We start from the raw sequence: 15,842 nt of genomic DNA, 5'->3' as shown, positions 1-15,842 counted from the left end.
AAAGCGCTGTGAAGAATGGATTTCTCCACAGCGCATCAGAGGAATCAGCTGCAACCGACGTAGCTGAGACCGCTGTTCAGCAGAACGGCTTCATCGAGGACGGTGTCCATCTCCTGAAGGGACAGGACGTCAGAGAGAACCATGGCTGGCCTCCTTTCCTTCGCGTGGGCCGACACTGGCGGGACAGAACCTAGGACAATTCCTCCGGCTCGACAAGAAGGCGGACCGGACCGGCGGCCCCGGCCGCGGCGGCTGTCCCGCCGGCGGGACGCCGCGCGGCGGGCGGGGGCCGCGCCGCGGCGCGGACACTAGGGTGTGGCGCCATGCTCACACTGCACCTGGAGACCCCGCGTATCAGGTTCGGTCCCATCGCCCCGGAGAAGGTCGGAGAACTCTACGACCTCCTCGTGGAACTGGGCCTGGAAAGCCTTCCGTCACGGGACGCCTTCATCGAGTCCTACCACTCGGTGGCCAAGCGCTTCGTCGACGTATTCGAGATCCAATTCCGCAGTACGGGCGAGGTACTCGGTTTCGCGTCGATTCGCGAACACGATCCGGCGGGGCACGTGAAACTGGGCATCTTCATGCGCACGGACCGCCTTCCCGTGGGCGTGGGAGCCGAGTCCATGATGATGCTCGTCAACTACGCCTTCGCCCACTGGGATTACCTGCGGAAGGTATACGTTCTGACGACGGACGCGAGTCTGGGGAAATTCGGCTCGGCGCTCGCCAGCACACCCCGGGAGGCGTCCCTCCCCCGGCACGTCTACTTCCAGGGCCGCCTGTGGGACCTGCACTTCTACTCGGTCTCCCGCGGCGTCTGGACCGCCAAGGGGGCGCCCATCCTCGACCGGATCGCACGCGGACCGCGTTCGAGGACGTCCGGGGGCCCGGACCGCGGCTGAGCCGCCGACCGCTAGCCGGACGCAGCACCCGCCACACCGCCCATCCCGGAGGGAAGCCCCCCATGCTCGACCTCGTCGAGATGTACACGCTCGCGGACCCGTTGTTCTTCGAGGAGCCGAGCAGGCTCACGGACGACTCCCCCAACGCCCTCGTGACCCCGGCGGACCTGTCCGTCACGAGGCTGGACCCGCCCCCGGGTTGGCGGCGCGAGCGCGACGGCCTGTGGCACGTCGTCTCCCCGGAGGCTCCGGACCTGCCCGAGCAGGGCTGGAAGATCCACGTCTCGGCGACCGTGGACAACGCGGACGCGATCTGCCGGGAGGTGTGGGAGCACTGCACGGAGCACGGCCTGGTGTTCAAGTACCTGTTGAACAGGAACATCCTGGTCGCGGCCAACACCAAGTACGCCCCCCGGGCCTCCAGCGGCAAACTGCTCACCGTCTACCCCCGCGACGAGGAGGAGCTGGAGGGGACCCTGCACGCGCTCTCCGCGCGAGTGGGCGGGCAGCCGGGCCCCTACGTCCTGAGCGACCTGCGGTGGGACCGGGGGCCCCTGCACGTCAGATACGGGGCCTTCCGCCAGATGTGGTGCCTCGACGAGCACGGCTCCAGGGTCCCGGCGCTGCGCGCCCCGGACGGAGCGCTGGTGCCGGACCGCCGGCTGCCCTCGTTCACCCCGCCTCCCTGGGTGGCGCTCCCCTCCTTCCTCCAGCCGCACCTCGACGCCCGCTCGACCGGGGAGCGCGTGCCCTACCTCGTCGACAGGGCCCTGCACTTCTCCAACGGCGGAGGGATCTACCTGGGACGCCGCGAGGAGGACGGCACCCGGGTCGTGCTCAAGGAGGCCCGCCCCCACGCCGGACTCGACCGCGAGCTGCGCGACGCGGTCTCCCGCCAGACACGGGAGGAGGAGAACCTGCGGCGCCTGGACGGGGTGCCCGGCGTGCCCCGGTTCCTGGACAGCTTCACCCTGGGCGGCCACCGCTTCCTGGTCCAGGAGTACAAGGAGGGCCGGACCCTGGGCTCCTGGTGCGCCGTGCACCACCCCGGCGTCACCGAGGCGTACGCCGACGCCGACGCCCTCGCCGCCTTCACAGGGCGCGCCCTGCGCATCCTGGGCCGGCTGGAGGCGGTGCTCGGCGCCGTCCACGACCGAGGCCTGGTCTTCGCGGACCTGCACGCCAACAACGTGCTGGTGGACGAGGACGACGAGGTCTGCCTGATCGACTACGAGCTGGCCTTCGACGCCAAGGGGGAGGGGCGCCGGGCCCCGCTCGGAGCCCCCGGGTTCGCCAGCGCCGACCGGGTCGGTACCGCGGTCGACCGGTACGCCCTGGCCGCGACCCGCCTGTCGGTCTTCCTGCCCTTCTCCCGGATCACCGCCCTGTCGCCGCACAAGGCCGCGGAGCTGGTGGACCTGCTCCGCGAGCTCTACCCCGTCCCCCGCGAGTGGGCCGACGAGATCGAGCGCGAACTGGTCCCGGAGCGCCCGGAGGAGGCGCCCGCGCGCCCGCCCGTGTCCCTCGGCTCCGTAGCGGCGGGCATCACCGCCTCCGCGACCCCGGAGCGGACCGACCGGCTGTTCCCCGGAGACCTCCAGCAGTTCCTCTCCGGCGGCTACGGCGTCGCCCACGGCGCGGCCGGTGTCCTGTGGGCGCTGGAGCGCGCGTGCGGGACCCGCTTCCCGGAGCACGAGGAGTGGCTGCTCTCCGCCGCGCGGCGGCTGCGCTCCCCCGGCCCGGGCTTCTACGACGGCGTCAGCGGCCTCGCCTACGTCCTGGACCACCTCGGCCACCGCGACGAGGCCGACGACCTGCTGGAGCGCCACGCCGGGCAGGAGTGCGGCGGGATCTCCCTCTTCTCCGGCACGGCGGGCGTGTGCGCCGCGCTGGTCCACCTCTCCCGGGGCGGCTCGGACGACGCGCGCATGACCCGCGCCCTCGCCCTGGGCGGGCGGCTCTCGGAGGCGGTCGCGGAGGCGGAGGCGGCCACGGAGCCCCCGAGGCCCGGACGCGCGGGGCTCATGCGGGGGTGGAGCGGCGTGGCCCTGGCCGTGCTGAACCTGTACCGGGCGACGGGCGACGGCCTCTGGCTCGACACGGCGGCGCGGGCCCTGCACCTGGACCTGGACCAGTGCGTCTCCGCACCGGACGGCACCCTGCTGGTACGCGACCGCGGGGCGCGGGCCCTGCCCAACATCGACGCCGGGGGGCTGGGCGTCGCCCTGGTCGCCAAGGAGCTCCTGGAGCACCGCGAGGACGGGCGCTGCGCCGAGAGCCTCCCCGCGCTGACCCGTTCGTGCCACACCCTGCTGTACGCCCAGGCTGACCTGTTCCACGGCAAGGCGGGCCAGGTGGCGGCGCTGGCCCGTCTGGGCGGAGCGCCCGAGGCGCTGCGCTCCCGGGTCGCCGAGCTGGAGTGGTACGCCCTGCCCTTCCGGGGGCGGACCGCCTTCCACGGCGGCCGGGTGCCGCGGCTGTCGATGGACCTGGCCACGGGCGGAGCGGGCGTACTCCTCGCCCTGGCCGCCGCCGAGGGGGGCGGTCGGCCGTTCCTCCCCTTCTTCTCCGAGGCCCCCTAGGGCCGCGGAACCGGACCGGACGGTCCGCGGCCGGGGCGGCGTGCGCCCCGGTCCCGCCGACCATGGACGAAGGACCGATCGGATGTACGACACCTACTACGCCGCCGTCTACGACGCGGTGATGATCCACCGGGGCAAGGACTACGCCGCCGAGGCCGACCGGATCGGCGAGATCGTCCGGGAGCGGCGGCCCGGCTCCGCCTCGCTGCTGGACGTGGCGTGCGGGACGGGCCTGCACCTGCGCGCGTTCGCGGAGCGCTTCGACGAGGTGGCGGGCCTGGACGGGTCGCGGGAGATGCTGGCGCTGGCCCGGGCGCGCGTCCCGGGCCTGCGGACCTGGTGCTCGGACCTGCGGGAGACGGCGCTGGAGGCGCGTTTCGACGCCATCACCTACCTGTTCGCCGTCCCGCACCTGGAGTCGGAGTCGGAGCTGAACGCCGTGGTCCAATCGCTCGCGGACCACCTGAACCCGGGAGGGCTCCTCCTCCTGGAACCCTGGATCGGCCCGGACGGTTTCACGCCCGGTCACGTCTCACGGGACGTGGTGGAGGACGGCGACCGCACGATCATGCGCCTGTCCCACTCCGCCTCCGTGCCCGGGCGGCGCGACCGGATGTCGATCGTCGTGCACTACGCCGTGGCCGACCCCGCGGAGGGGCTGCGCCACGCCACCGAGTCGACGGAGATGTCCCTGTTCACCCCGGAGCAGTACGCGGCGGCCTTCGAGCGGGCCGGGTGCGAGGCCGAGCACCTGAGGACCGAGCCGTTCGCGCACGGGCTGTGGGTGGCCCGGCGCCGCGACGGCTGATCCGGCTCAGCGCTCCTCCCCCTCCGGCAGCGCGCGCCGGGCGGGGCCCCCGAGCTCCCCCCGCCGCGCCGACGGGTGGGGGAGCCGCGCGGCCACGGCCGTGGCCACCGCGGCCGTGGTCCCGCCCTCGTAGTCGCGGCCCCACTGGCTCCAGTGGACGGAGAGGGGGTCGTACCGGGGCTCGGTGCGGTCGCCGCGGCCGTCCGCCGTCACGAACCTCAGGCTGCCGTCGTGGCCGCCCGCCACGGAGGTCCACCGCACCTCGGCGATGTCCCCCAGCGCGAGCTGCTGGGGGCCGGCCGCGCGTTTGGCCGCCTCCGCCTTCCAGTTGGGCCTGATGTAGACGTGGGTCCCGTCGAAGACGACGGACGCGTCACCCGCCTCGGAGCGCACCGGAGCCCCGGGGGCCCCGACCAGGTACCGGTCCGGGGCGCCCTCGGGGGGCAGGGCGGCGAGCTCCTCGGTGACGGTCTCCGCGAAGTACTCGGCCACCAGGACACGGGAGCGGCCGACCCTGAGCTGGTACGGGTCGCCCCTGCGGGCCAACAGGCCCCGGGTGACCTCGGTGAAGGGGTCTGCGCCCGGGCGGAGGTGCGCCCGCAGGGTCCCGCCTCCGCGCCGGGGTTCGAGGACGACGCCCGCCAGCGCGGGCAGCGGCAGCGAGACCACGCCCAGGGCACGGCGCAGCTTGTGGGACCTGCGGCCCGGTGTGATCCACACGGCCGCGCCGTCGAAGGACCACGAGCCGTCGCGCGCGCTTACCTCAGCCATGCCGTCATCGTAGGGGAGAGGTCACCGCCCGGCCCCTTCGACGGAGGGCGCGGCCCCCTCGCCGCGCTCCTCGGCGGGGGTGTTGATGCCCCGGCCGGTGTGCGCGAGGAAGACGTCGTCCAACGAGGGCGACCTGACCTGAACCGACGTGATCTCGGTGTCCGTCTCGGCGAACAGGCGGGGGACGAACCGGCGCCCGTCGGCCACCGTGAACCAGACGGTGTCGCCCTCGACCACCGGGGCCGTGTCCAGGATCGGCCGGAGCCGCTCGCAGAGCGCCCCGGGGTCGCGCGCGACGATCTCCACGCGGTCCCGCCCGATCCCCGCCTTGAGTTCGGCGGGGCTGCCGACCGTGACGATCCCACCGCCGTCGATGATGGCGATGCGGCCGCAGTTCTCCGCCTCCTCCAGGTAGTGCGTGGTCATGAGCACGGTGACGCCCTCGCGCTCGTTGAGCTCCCTGACCCGGTCCCAGATGGCCTCCCTGGAGCGGGGGTCGAGCCCGGCGGTCGGCTCGTCCAGGAACAGCAGGCGCGGACCGTGCAGCAGCCCCCTGGCGATCTCCAGCCGCCGCCGCATACCGCCGGAGTAGGTTCCCGCGAGCCTCTCCCGCTCCTCCCACAGGCCCACGTCCCGCAGTGCCCGGGAGACCCTCTCGTCGACCTCCTCCGGGGGCACCCCGTAGATCTCCGCGTGGAACCTGAGGTTGTACCAGCCCGTCAGGTAGCGGTCGAGGGTCTGTTCCTGGAACACCAGGCCGATGCTGCGGCGCACGTCGGGCCGCTCCCGGACGATGTCGAAACCCGCGATCGAGCCCGTCCCGGAGGTCGGTGTGACCAGGGTCGAGAGCATGCCTATCAGCGTGGACTTGCCCGCTCCGTTGGGCCCGAGGAGACCGAACAGCTCCCCCGGGGCCACGTCCAGGTCCACCCCCCTGACGGCCTCGACCCCACCGAAGCGCTTGGTCAGTCCGCGCGCGCGGACCATGGCCCGCGGGCCGGAGCCGTTCAACGGCGTGTTCTCCAACAGTCCTCCGTACGTAGGCGCCCGTGTCGGGCGCGCGGACGCGGGCGCCCCGGTCCCGCGGGCCGGGACCCTCACGCGGGGTCCGCCCGGCCGACGCGCCCTTCGACGAAGCCGGTCCCGGCCCGCTCCCACGCGTCCCGGTAGACCGCGAAGACGCGGGCCGTACGCAGTGTGCCCCCGACGAGCACGTACTCGGGCAGGGAGCCCTCCAGCCGGACCTCGGCCCCGGTGCGGCGCAACGCGGAGGGGTCCTCCTCCAGGGTCCACAGGTAGAGCTTCCTGAGGTTCCACATGGAGAACGCGTAGTTGACGGTGAGCGCGTGGGCGTCGGTGGCGCCCCGCGGTCCCAGGGCCGCCTCGTCCGCCGCCAGGGAGCAGCAGCCGTGGCGCGCCTGGAAGTTGAACCCGTGCAGGGAGGCGTAGCCCGCGACGCGCCCGGAGCCCGGGACGCGCACGAGGAACTGCGCGCCGACCTGGTCGTACGCGCCCGGCCACAGGGCCTCGAACACCTCGCGTCCGGGCACTCCGGCCACGCCGTGCCCGACGAGTTCGTCGTAGACCCCGCCGCCCCTCCTGGTGTCGGTGGGGTCGAGCACCGCGTCGGCGGAGCCGGTGTGGGGGAAGATCATCGGACACGACCTCTCGGGGGCCGGGCCGTCGCGCCCGGCCGGACGTCGGGGGGAGCGCCGCGGAGGAGGGCGCCTCCGCGGCGCTCCCGTCGGGGGACCGGACGGTGCTTTTCGGACCGGCCTCAGCTCGGGGGGTTCGTTCGGGCGCCGAAGGTTCCCGTTCCCCGGGCGCCCGAACACGGACCGAGGCGAAGCAAAGGTCCGAGAAGCATTGCCTAGGCGGGGCGGACGATCACGTCACCGCTGCATCCGACGAGGCTGAGTCCGCTGTTCAGCATGGTGCTCTCGTCGACAGCGATCTCGAAACCCTGCAAATCGAGAACGTCGGAAAGGGGCATGTTCCCTCCTCGGAGGAGAATGGACGGGGGTGCCGGCACGAAAGGAACATAGAAGAACTCGGGACCGCCCACAAGAGAGGTTCCCGCGCCCGCCCGGACAGCTCCCGTCCTCCTTTGGTGGGATCATCGGCAGAGCCCCTTCCGCTTGGTACGCCGGGCCTCAGGCGGGCCTGACGATGACGTCGCCGCTGCAGCCGACATAGCTCAGACCGCTGTTGAGGAGGGCCTCCGCCTCCAACCGCACGCCCAGGGACTGGAGGGAGAGGACATCGGAAATGATCATGTTTCCGCCTTTCTCGGATGCGTTTCCGACAGGACGTGCCAGAACCTAGGCAAGGGATTCGAGGGGCGCAAGGGAAATGCGTGGAACCGCACGTCCCGCCGGCGGGACGTTTACGCGCGCGGGGCCCGCGGAGCCTTCTCGGACGCGCGGCGCCCTTTCGCGGGCTTTCCGCGAGGACGTTCGGGGTGCTTTCTCCGCCCTTCCGCGCCGTCCCGGCTATGGGAGCGCTCCCATAGCCGGGGGCGCGTGCAAGGATGGCCTCTCCCCCGGGCTGCTACGCCCGACGGTCCCACGGAAAGGCCAGGGCAGTCGGCGATGATCTCCCTCCACCTCCAGACCCCCCGTGTCCGGTTCCGCCCCATCGGGGAGGACAACGTCCTCGGGCTGTACCGACTGCTGCTGAGGCTCGGGATCGAGACGCTCCCGGCACGGGACAGCTTCGCGTCGTCCTTCAGGGCGCTGGACGGTTCGGACGTCACCGTGCTCCAGATCGAGGCCGCCGGAAGCGGCGAGGTCCTGGGGTTCGCCTCGGTCCGCGAGCGCAGCCCGGCCGGACACGTGAAGATCGGCATCTTCATGGACCCGGACGGACTCGCCGCGGGGGTCGGCGCCGAATCGATGATGCTCCTCGTCAACTACGCGTTCGCGCGCTGGGACGACATCAGGAAGGTGTACGCGCTGACCACGGACGCGAGCCTCATGCACTTCGGTTCGGCGCTGTTCGCCACGCCCAGGGAGGCGACGCTCCCCGGCCACGTCTACTTCCGGGGACGGCTGTGGGACCTGCACTACTACTCGGTCTCCCGGGACCACTGGCTCCAGACGGGGGCCCGGCTCCTCGAGCGCATCACCGGGGGCCGGTCGCGGCGGGAGGCCGGCCCGGTGGAGATCGGCTCCGCACCGGTCTGGACCGAGTGACGGGCGCCCGGACCGGCTCCCCACCACCACGAGCAAGGACAAGGACCAGATGACGGCCACGCGACGGCGCCCGCTCCCCACCTCGCCCTTCGGGCTCGGCCACGACCTGCGCACGGTCCGGGTCGTGCTCAAGCGCGACCTCTTCCGCTTCGTCCACGACGTCAGCCGGGGCGTGGCGATGCTGCTCCAGTCGGTGATGTGGCTGTTCGTCATCGGGGTGGGCTTCGGCTCCCTCATCCCGAGGGGCGAGGACGACCTCCCGCTGACCGCGGTGATGTTCCCGGGCGTGGTCGTCATGACCGTCATGGGGACGGCGGTGTCCGCCGCGGCGACCATCGTCACCGACCGCGAGGTCGGCTTCCTGCGCGGAATGCTCGTCGCCCCGGCCAAGCGCTCCGCGCTGATCCTGGGCAAGATCCTCTCCGGCGCGGTCCTGGCCACCCTCCAGGCCGGCATCATCCTGGCGGTGGCCGGCCTGGCGGGGGTGCCCTACGCGCCGGGGCTGATGCTGACCCTGTTCGGGCTCACCTTCCTGGTGGCGCTGACGGCGTCGGCGGTGGGCGTCCTCATCGCGATCTCGGTCCGGGGCAGCGAGGCGTTCATGGGGATGGCCCAGCTGGTCATCTCACCCCTGGTACTGCTGTCGGGCGCCATGTTCCCCATCGGGAACCTCCCCTCCTGGCTCACCGCGATCACACTGGTCAACCCCGTCACCTACGTCGTCGACCCCATGCGGCAGGCGGTCTTCGCCCACCTGGACACCTCACCTGAGACCGAGGCGCTGTTCAACCCCGGCATCACCTGGTTCGGCTGGCAGATCCCCTGGGCGGCCGAGGTCGCCCTCGTCGCGGGCGTGGGCGTACTGCTGGTCTGGCTGACGGTGGTCAGGTTCGGCGACTCCGAGTAGCGGGCGCCCCGGTCCACGCGGGACCGGGGCGCGGGCGGCGCTACAGGGCGGCGGCCTCCCCGGCCAGACCGGTGATCCGCTCCCACTCCCCCGCCGCCACCAGGTCGGCCGGGGTCAGCCAGCTGCCGCCCACGCAGCCCACGTTCGGCAGCGCGAGGTAGGCGGGGGCCGAAGCGACGGTGATGCCGCCGGTCGGGCAGAACCGCACCTGGGGCAGGGGGCCCGCCAGCGACTTCAGGAACGCGGCGCCGCCCGAGGCCTCGGCCGGGAAGAACTTCATCTCCGTCACCCCGCGCTCCAGCAGCGCCAGGGCCTCGGAGACGGTGCCCACGCCGGGCAGGAAGGGCAGGCCCGTGTCGGCCATGGCCGACGCCAGCCGGTCCGTGCACCCCGGGCTGACCAGGAAGCGCGCTCCCGCCTCGGCGGCCGCGGCCGCCTGGTCGGGGGAGGCCACGGTGCCCGCGCCGACCACGGCCTCGGGCACCTCGGCGGCGATCCGCGCGATGGCCTCCAGCGCGGCCGGTGTGCGCAGGGTCACCTCGATGCCCGGCAGGCCGCCCGCCACCAGCGCGCGGGCCAGCGGCACGGCGGAGTCGGCGTCCGAGACGACCACCACCGGCATCACCGGGGCCAGGTCGAGGACGTCGGCGCCCGAACGGGGGTTCGTCGTCATGTCGTGTTCTCTCCAGGGTCGTTCGAAGGTCTGGGGCGGGCGCGCCGCGGCCGCGGGGGCGTGCGTGGCGGGTGTCCGCCGCGCGCCCCGGGCCGGTCCCCCGGCGCGCCCGGGTCGGCGGGTCAGGGCCCGAAGACCCCGGCGCCCCTCTCGGCGGGGCCGACCGCGCCGCGCAGGGCCGCGAAGAGCTCCCGGCCGGTGCCGGTGGCGGAGTCCGCGCTGGGACGTGCGGGCTCGCGGCCGGTCAGGTCGGCCAGCACCTCCAGTGTGCCCGTGGTGGCGTCCAGGCGGATGGGGTCGCCGTCGCGGACGTAGGCCAGCGCGCCGCCCGCCTCGGCCTCGGGGGAGACGTGGATGGCGGCGGGCACCTTGCCCGAGGCGCCCGACATGCGTCCGTCGGTCACCAGCGCCACCTTCTGGCCCCGGTCCTGGAGCACGGCCAGCGGCGGCGTGAGCTTGTGCAGCTCGGGCATGCCGTTGGCGCGCGGCCCCTGGAAGCGGACCACCGCGACGAAGTCGCCGGTCAGCTCCCCGGCGGCGAACGCGTCCTGGAGTTCGGCCTGGTCGCCGAAGACGCGGGCGGGCGCCTCCACCACGTGCCGCTCCGGCGCGACCGCGGACACCTTGATGACGGCGCGGCCCAGGTTGCCCGACAGCATGCGCAGGCCGCCGTCGGGGGCGAAGGGGTCGTCCGTACCGCGCAGGACCGAGGTGTCGCCGCTCTCCTTGGGGCCGTCGACCCAGGTCAGCTCGCCCCCGTCCAGGTTCGGGACCTGGCGGTAGCGGCCCAGGCCCTCGCCCATCAGGGTGCGCACGTCCTCGTGGAGCAGTCCGGCGTCCAGCAGGGAGCCGATCAGGTGGGCCATGCCGCCCGCCTCGTGGAACTGGTTCACGTCGGCGGCGCCGTTGGGGTACATGCGGGTGAGCAGCGGCACCACCTCGGACAGGTCCGCGAAGTCGTCCCAGGTCAGCTCGATACCGGCGGCGCGGGCGATGGCGACCAGGTGCAGGGTGTGGTTGCTGGAGCCGCCGGTGGCCAGCAGGGCGACCACGGCGTTGACGACGGCCCGCTCGTCGACCTGGCGGCCGACCGGGTTGTAGGAGTCCCCCAGGGCGGTGCGGGCGAGCACGCTGCGCCCGGCCTCGGCGGTCAGGGCCTCGCGCAGCGGGGTGCCCGGCTGCTCGAAGCTGGCCCCGGCCAGGTGCAGGCCCATGACCTCCATGAGCATCTGGTTGGAGTTGGCGGTGCCGTAGAAGGTGCAGGTGCCGGGCGAGTGGTAGGCGGCGGACTCGGCCTGGAGCAGCTCGCGGCGGCCCACCCGGCCCTCGGCGAAGCGCTGGCGCACGCGGGCCTTGTCCTTGTTGGGCAGGCCCGAGGGCATGGGTCCGGCGGGCACGAACGCCACCGGCAGGTGGCCGAAGGACAGGGCGCCGATCAGCAGGCCCGGCACGATCTTGTCGCACACGCCGAGCATCAGCGCGCCGTCGAACATGTCGTGGGAGAGGGCCACGGCGGTGGCCATCGCGATGACGTCCCGGCTGAACAGGGAGAGCTCCATGCCCGCGCGGCCCTGCGTGATGCCGTCGCACATGGCGGGCACGCCCCCGGCGAACTGGGCGACGCCGCCCGCCTCGGCCACGGCGGCCTTGATCAAGGCCGGGTAGGACTCCAGCGGCTGGTGCGCGGAGAGCATGTCGTTGTAGGCCGAGACGATCGCCAGGTTGGGCGTGACGTCGCCGGACAGCTTGAGCTTGTCCGAGACGCCGCAGGCCGCGAACCCGTGGGCGAGGTTGGCGCAGCCCAGGGCGGAGCGGGCGGGGCCCTCGGCCGCCGCCGCGTCGATCCGCGCCAGGTAGGCGGACCGGGTGTCGGCGCTGCGCTCGGCGAGGCGCCTGGTGACGTCTGCGACGACGGGGTGGACGGCGGGTCCGTACCCTGCGGTGTCGGCGTCGCCGGGGATGTGCGCGGTCATCGGGGTCGCTCCTCTTCGTACCACGTACGGCCTGTTCGGCCGATGAGCCGGTGCGCGCCCGCGGGGCCGGCGCTTCCGGCTGGATAGGTCTCCGGGGTGGTGCTCAGGCCGTTCCACGCCTCGATGACGGGGTCCACCCAACGCCAGGCGGCCTCGACCTCGTCGCGGCGCATGAAGAGGGTGGAGTCACCGGCCAGGACGTCCGTCAGCAGCCGCTCGTAGGCCTCGGGCGAGCGGGTGGCGAAGGTGTCGGCGAAGCTGAGCTCCAGCGGCGCGGGCCGCAGCCGCAGCGCTCCGGCGCCGGGCGTCTTGGCCAGCATGGTCAGGTGTATGCCCTCGTCCGGCTGGAGCCGGATGACGAGGCTGCCCGCGCCGGGCAGGTTGGTGCCGGGGAAGATCGTGTGCGGCACCTCGCGGAAGCGGATGACGATCTCCGAGCGGGCGTGCGACATGCGCTTGCCGGTGCGCAGGTAGAAGGGCACCCCCGCCCAGCGCCAGTTGGCCACCTCGGCGCGCAGGGCCACGAAGGTCTCGGTGTCGCTGAGGGCCGGCCCGCCGGGCTCGTCGAGGTAGCCGAGCACCTCCGAGCCCTGGACGGAGCCGCGCCCGTACTGGCCTCGGACGGTGTCCTCGGCGACACGGTCCCCGGTGAGGGGGCGCAGCGACTGGAGGACCTTGAGCTTCTCGTCGCGGACCGAGTCGCGGTCGTAGCTGGCCGGGGGCTCCATGGCGGTCAGGCACAGCAGCTGGAGCAGGTGGTTCTGGACCATGTCGCGCATGGCGCCGGAGGTGTCGTAGTAGCCCCGGCGCCCGCCGACGCCGACGGTCTCGGCGGCGGTGATCTGGACGTGGTCGATCCAACGGGAGTTCCACAGGGGTTCGAGGAAGACGTTGGCGAACCGCAGCACCAGCAGGTTCTGCACCGTCTCCTTGCCCAGGTAGTGGTCGATGCGGTAGATGCGCGACTCGTCGAAGACCGCCCCGACCGCGTCGTTGACGGCGCGTGAGGAGGCCAGGTCGCGGCCCAGGGGCTTCTCCATGACCACGCGGGAGTCGGGGGTGACGAGCCCGGCGTCGCTCAGGCCGCGGCAGATCGCGCCGGAGATCATCGGCGGGACGGCGAGGTAGAAGACGCGGTCGCGGCCGGGGCCGAGGGCGGCGGTGAGGGCGTCCCAGCCCGAGGGGTCGCCGCCGACGTCCACGGTGACGTGGGAGAGGCGCTCCAGGAACCGGTGGAGCACGTCGGGCTCGGCGACCTGGACGGCGTGGTGGCCTCGGACCGCGGAGGCGGCCTTGTCCCTGAGGTCGGCGTCGGTGAGGCCGTCGCGAGAGACGGCGACGACACGGGTCCCCCCGGCCAGGTGGCCGTCGCGGTCCAGCAGGTACAGGGAGGGGAGGAGTTTGCGCATGGACAGGTCGCCGGTACCCCCGAAGACCACCAGGTCGGTGGCACGGGACGCGGACTGCTGCGGCATCTTCGGTCTGCTCCAGCGGGGAGGGAAGGGGATGGGGAGCGGGGGGCGGAGTGTGACGCAGGAGGGGGTGCGGGGAGGCGGTGCGGACGCGCGGGACGTCCGGCTCTTTGAGCCTAAGCCCGACTATGGTAAAAAACCAAGCACACTTGAGAACAATTATTTACATAACCTCCCAGCCTTGTAGTCGTAACCTCATGGTTGAATGAGCTATGGCCAGAACCCCCGGACGCCTGTCCTCTGCTGCCACCAGCGGCCACATCCTGGAGCTGATCCGCTCCGGAACAGCGACCAGCCGCTCCGAGATCGGCCGGGTCACGGGCCTGTCCCGTCCCTCCGTCGCCCTGCGGGTCACCGAGCTGATCGGCGGCGGGCTCGTCACCGAGGGCTCGGGCGCGGTCTCCAGCGGCGGACGGCCGCCGACCCTGCTGGAGTTCAACGCCGCCAGCGGCCTCATCCTCACCAGCGCGCTGGGCATGGTCCGCAGCCAGGCCGCCGTGTGCGACCTCGACGGCGAGGTCCTCGTGCGCACCCCGGGCTCGCCCGCCATGGAGCAGGGCCCCGACGCCACCCTCCCCTGGCTGCTGGACACCTGGTCCGAGCAGATCGCCTCGCTCGGCCGCGACCCGGGCGACGTGCGCGGCGTGGGCATCGGCCTGCCCGGGACCGTCGAGTTCCACGCGGGCCGCGCCGACGACCGCCCCTTCCTCGGCAAGTGGGCGGGCGTGGCGCTGGCTCCGCTGGTCGCCGAGCGCTTCCCGGTGCCGGTGATGGTGGACAACGACGTGAACGTGATGGCGCTCGGCGAGCACATCGCGGGCGGGCACGGGCACCCCGACGACATGGTGTTCGTGAAGGCCTCCACGGGGATCGGCGCGGGCCTGCTGTCCGGCGGGCGGCTGCTGCGCGGTTCGCTGGGCGCCGCCGGGGAGATCGGGCACATCCCGGTGCGCGGCGCGGGCGGGCTTCCGTGCCGGTGCGGCAACACCGACTGCCTGGAGGCGGTCGCGGGCGGGCGGCGGCTGCTGGAGAGCGCCGCAGAGCAGGGGTGCCGGGCGCGGACGCTCAAGGACCTGGTGGCGCTGGCCTCGGGGGGCGACCCGGTGGCCGTCACCCTGGTCCGGGAGGCCGGACGCAGACTGGGCGAGGCCCTCGCGGGGGCGGTGAACCTGCTCAACCCCGAGGTGATCGTGCTGGGCGGCGACCTGGCCGAGGCCTACGACCACCTGGTGGCGGGTGTGCGGGAGGTGGTGTTCCAGCAGTGCACCGCCCTGGCCACCCGGCAGCTGCGCGTCGTGGCCAGTTCCCTGTGGGACGACGCGGGCGTGCGCGGCTGCGCGGCCATGGTGACCGAGGAGATCCTGTCGCCGGGGGCGGTGAACAAGCTCCTGGCGGGCTGAGCGCGCCGACCGCCCCGTTCTCCGTCCACGGGCTGTGGACGGGGAAGTTACCTCCGCGCCCGACCGGGAATCCCCGCAGGGGAGGGGATCGTCCCCCTCCGGCAACCACCGTGACCCGCGACCGAGCCGTGCCCCCGCGCTCACCCCGGTTGAACTGCGACGACACGCTCGTCGGCGCGCACTCGCCCCGCACTCGCACTTGACAACCGCCCTCGGTGTGACGAATAGTCACCGAGCATCACCCCCGCCCCGCACACCTCCGTCACCCCCGTGGCCGCGCCCGTGCGGACCCCCGCCCGGAAAGGTCCCCGCCGTGTTCCCAGAGAACCCCCTCGTACTGATCCTGTTGGGCGCCGGAATCAGCCTGGTCACCAGCGTCGTCGTCACCGCCGTCCAGGCCCGCCTGGTCAGGCGCGACTCCATCCGCACCTCCTCCCGCGCCTCCGCGCGCACCCTCACCAGCGCCTTCATCGCCGAACGCGACTCGGTCGACGGTGGCGACAGCTTCCTCGCCGAGGCGGAGCTGACCGTCATGTCCATGACCGACCGCAAGACGCGGGACCGGCTGCGCGACGTCATCCGCCTGCTGCGCGAGCGGGCCCTGCCGGAGATCGAGGAGCTCAGCGGGGTCAGGTCCGAGCGCTCCCGCCAACTGCTGTGCGACCACGCCCTGGAGGTGCTCGGCGCGCACCTGCGTTCCGAGAAGCTGCCCGAGGTGCCCGCCGCGGTCCGCAAGATGCTGTCCGTGGAGGAGGAGGCGCTGAGCATCCACTCCGGCGAGACCCCGCGCCCCGCCGAGCCCATCGCCAAGAGCGCGGTCACCCCGCGCCCCCGGCACACCGGCGCCAAGGCCGCGGCCCCGGCCCGCACGCCCGCCAAGAGCGCGGCCAAGACCCCCGCCAAGCCCGCGGCCAAGGGCGGGCGCTCCTCCTCCGCGGCCGCGGAGGAGCCCGCCAAGGAGAGCGCCTTCTGGGACGACTGACCGGGTCCCGCTCCGCCGACCGCCCGCCGTCCCGCTCCGAGGGGCGCGGGCGGTCCGCGTTCGCCCCGACGCCGAACGGACATAGGCGTTTCAAGCGGACAAGCCGGGGAAAGTCAGGCGGACGGACTCCAGGAGACGACCACGGGGGCTGATGAATTGTGCGGCGCAATTGCGG

At 73.1% G+C, this 15,842-nt stretch carries 16 protein-coding genes; 7 read left to right on the top strand and 9 right to left on the bottom strand.

The window, feature by feature from the left end; all coding sequences use genetic code 11:
- Window positions 1-44 precede the first annotated feature (44 nt).
- Window positions 45-143 (bottom strand): hypothetical protein, encoded by a 99-nt coding sequence (locus KGD83_RS01510; RefSeq protein WP_013155722.1) that lies wholly within the window; start codon window positions 141-143, stop codon window positions 45-47.
- Window positions 144-323: 180 nt separating this feature from the next.
- Here KGD83_RS01510 and KGD83_RS01505 point away from each other — a divergent pair, with 180 nt between their 5' ends.
- The 3 genes from KGD83_RS01505 to KGD83_RS01495 all read left to right on the top strand — a co-directional run bounded on the left by KGD83_RS01505 (window position 324) and on the right by KGD83_RS01495 (window position 4,295).
- The gene (locus KGD83_RS01505) at window positions 324-905 is read left to right on the top strand and encodes a GNAT family N-acetyltransferase (protein WP_212642176.1); all 582 of its coding nucleotides are present in this window, start codon (window positions 324-326) and stop codon (window positions 903-905) included.
- 62 nt (window positions 906-967) lie between these two features.
- The gene (gene lanKC, locus KGD83_RS01500; protein WP_212642175.1) at window positions 968-3,487 is read left to right on the top strand and encodes a class III lanthionine synthetase LanKC; all 2,520 of its coding nucleotides are present in this window, start codon (window positions 968-970) and stop codon (window positions 3,485-3,487) included.
- Window positions 3,488-3,569: 82 nt separating this feature from the next.
- Entirely contained in the window at window positions 3,570-4,295 is a 726-nt protein-coding gene (locus tag KGD83_RS01495) for a class I SAM-dependent DNA methyltransferase (protein WP_212642174.1), read from the top strand.
- Window positions 4,296-4,301: 6 nt separating this feature from the next.
- On the opposite strand, the gene KGD83_RS01490 is transcribed toward KGD83_RS01495, so the two are convergent.
- From KGD83_RS01490 to KGD83_RS01470, 5 genes are all read right to left on the bottom strand, one after another.
- Window positions 4,302-5,066 carry a DUF4429 domain-containing protein gene (locus tag KGD83_RS01490; protein ID WP_212642173.1) on the bottom strand — a complete coding sequence of 255 codons (765 nt, stop codon included), beginning with the start codon at window positions 5,064-5,066 and terminating at the stop codon, window positions 4,302-4,304.
- A gap of 21 nt (window positions 5,067-5,087) precedes the next feature.
- Window positions 5,088-6,092 (bottom strand): ABC transporter ATP-binding protein, encoded by a 1,005-nt coding sequence (locus KGD83_RS01485; RefSeq protein ID WP_212642172.1) that lies wholly within the window; start codon window positions 6,090-6,092, stop codon window positions 5,088-5,090.
- Between the two features lie 71 nt (window positions 6,093-6,163).
- The gene (locus KGD83_RS01480) at window positions 6,164-6,721 is read right to left on the bottom strand and encodes a GNAT family protein (RefSeq protein ID WP_212642171.1); all 558 of its coding nucleotides are present in this window, start codon (window positions 6,719-6,721) and stop codon (window positions 6,164-6,166) included.
- A gap of 215 nt (window positions 6,722-6,936) precedes the next feature.
- Entirely contained in the window at window positions 6,937-7,059 is a 123-nt protein-coding gene (locus KGD83_RS01475; protein WP_013155729.1) for a hypothetical protein, read from the bottom strand.
- Window positions 7,060-7,219: 160 nt separating this feature from the next.
- A complete protein-coding gene (locus tag KGD83_RS01470; RefSeq protein ID WP_013155730.1) occupies window positions 7,220-7,342 on the bottom strand; it encodes a hypothetical protein in 123 nt (40 codons plus the stop codon).
- A gap of 315 nt (window positions 7,343-7,657) precedes the next feature.
- Between KGD83_RS01470 and KGD83_RS01465 the strand changes: the two genes are divergently transcribed.
- A complete protein-coding gene (locus tag KGD83_RS01465) occupies window positions 7,658-8,260 on the top strand; it encodes a GNAT family N-acetyltransferase (RefSeq protein WP_212642170.1) in 603 nt (200 codons plus the stop codon).
- Between the two features lie 49 nt (window positions 8,261-8,309).
- On the top strand, window positions 8,310-9,167 hold the full coding sequence (locus tag KGD83_RS01460; RefSeq protein WP_212642169.1) for an ABC transporter permease: 858 nt from the start codon (window positions 8,310-8,312) through the stop codon (window positions 9,165-9,167).
- Window positions 9,168-9,207: 40 nt separating this feature from the next.
- On the opposite strand, the gene eda is transcribed toward KGD83_RS01460, so the two are convergent.
- The 3 genes from eda to zwf all read right to left on the bottom strand — a co-directional run bounded on the left by eda (window position 9,208) and on the right by zwf (window position 13,288).
- The gene (eda, locus tag KGD83_RS01455; protein WP_212642168.1) at window positions 9,208-9,840 is read right to left on the bottom strand and encodes a bifunctional 4-hydroxy-2-oxoglutarate aldolase/2-dehydro-3-deoxy-phosphogluconate aldolase; all 633 of its coding nucleotides are present in this window, start codon (window positions 9,838-9,840) and stop codon (window positions 9,208-9,210) included.
- Between the two features lie 122 nt (window positions 9,841-9,962).
- Complete coding sequence (gene edd / locus KGD83_RS01450; protein ID WP_212642167.1) at window positions 9,963-11,813, bottom strand: phosphogluconate dehydratase; 1,851 nt, start codon at window positions 11,811-11,813, stop codon at window positions 9,963-9,965.
- A complete protein-coding gene (zwf, locus tag KGD83_RS01445) occupies window positions 11,810-13,288 on the bottom strand; it encodes a glucose-6-phosphate dehydrogenase (RefSeq protein WP_212642166.1) in 1,479 nt (492 codons plus the stop codon). Before zwf ends, edd begins: the two co-directional genes overlap by 4 nt.
- 209 nt (window positions 13,289-13,497) lie before the next feature.
- On the opposite strand from zwf, the gene KGD83_RS01440 reads away from it, so the two are divergent.
- Complete coding sequence (locus tag KGD83_RS01440; RefSeq protein WP_212642165.1) at window positions 13,498-14,685, top strand: ROK family protein; 1,188 nt, start codon at window positions 13,498-13,500, stop codon at window positions 14,683-14,685.
- A gap of 313 nt (window positions 14,686-14,998) precedes the next feature.
- A complete protein-coding gene (locus KGD83_RS01435; RefSeq protein ID WP_212642164.1) occupies window positions 14,999-15,667 on the top strand; it encodes a hypothetical protein in 669 nt (222 codons plus the stop codon).
- The last annotated feature ends 175 nt before the right edge of the window (window positions 15,668-15,842 follow it).

This window comes from Nocardiopsis akebiae (genome assembly GCF_018316795.1).
GTDB lineage: Bacteria > Actinomycetota > Actinomycetes > Streptosporangiales > Streptosporangiaceae > Nocardiopsis > Nocardiopsis dassonvillei.
This window is presented reverse-complemented; position numbering and strand designations above follow the sequence as displayed.

What these genes read in the sequence shown, in the direction of transcription:
- edd (WP_212642167.1), bottom strand. Translation starts at nt 11,813, where the DNA reads ATGACCGCGCACATCCCCGGCGACGCCGACACCGCAGGGTACGGACCC.
- KGD83_RS01440 (WP_212642165.1), top strand. Translation starts at nt 13,498, where the DNA reads ATGGCCAGAACCCCCGGACGCCTGTCCTCTGCTGCCACCAGCGGCCAC.
- lanKC (WP_212642175.1), top strand. Translation starts at nt 968, where the DNA reads ATGCTCGACCTCGTCGAGATGTACACGCTCGCGGACCCGTTGTTCTTC.
- eda (WP_212642168.1), bottom strand. Translation starts at nt 9,840, where the DNA reads ATGACGACGAACCCCCGTTCGGGCGCCGACGTCCTCGACCTGGCCCCG.
- zwf (WP_212642166.1), bottom strand. Translation starts at nt 13,288, where the DNA reads ATGCCGCAGCAGTCCGCGTCCCGTGCCACCGACCTGGTGGTCTTCGGG.
- KGD83_RS01475 (WP_013155729.1), bottom strand. Translation starts at nt 7,059, where the DNA reads ATGCCCCTTTCCGACGTTCTCGATTTGCAGGGTTTCGAGATCGCTGTC.
- KGD83_RS01470 (WP_013155730.1), bottom strand. Translation starts at nt 7,342, where the DNA reads ATGATCATTTCCGATGTCCTCTCCCTCCAGTCCCTGGGCGTGCGGTTG.
- KGD83_RS01490 (WP_212642173.1), bottom strand. Translation starts at nt 5,066, where the DNA reads ATGGCTGAGGTAAGCGCGCGCGACGGCTCGTGGTCCTTCGACGGCGCG.
- KGD83_RS01510 (WP_013155722.1), bottom strand. Translation starts at nt 143, where the DNA reads ATGGTTCTCTCTGACGTCCTGTCCCTTCAGGAGATGGACACCGTCCTC.
- KGD83_RS01505 (WP_212642176.1), top strand. Translation starts at nt 324, where the DNA reads ATGCTCACACTGCACCTGGAGACCCCGCGTATCAGGTTCGGTCCCATC.
- KGD83_RS01460 (WP_212642169.1), top strand. Translation starts at nt 8,310, where the DNA reads ATGACGGCCACGCGACGGCGCCCGCTCCCCACCTCGCCCTTCGGGCTC.
- KGD83_RS01465 (WP_212642170.1), top strand. Translation starts at nt 7,658, where the DNA reads ATGATCTCCCTCCACCTCCAGACCCCCCGTGTCCGGTTCCGCCCCATC.
- KGD83_RS01480 (WP_212642171.1), bottom strand. Translation starts at nt 6,721, where the DNA reads ATGATCTTCCCCCACACCGGCTCCGCCGACGCGGTGCTCGACCCCACC.
- KGD83_RS01495 (WP_212642174.1), top strand. Translation starts at nt 3,570, where the DNA reads ATGTACGACACCTACTACGCCGCCGTCTACGACGCGGTGATGATCCAC.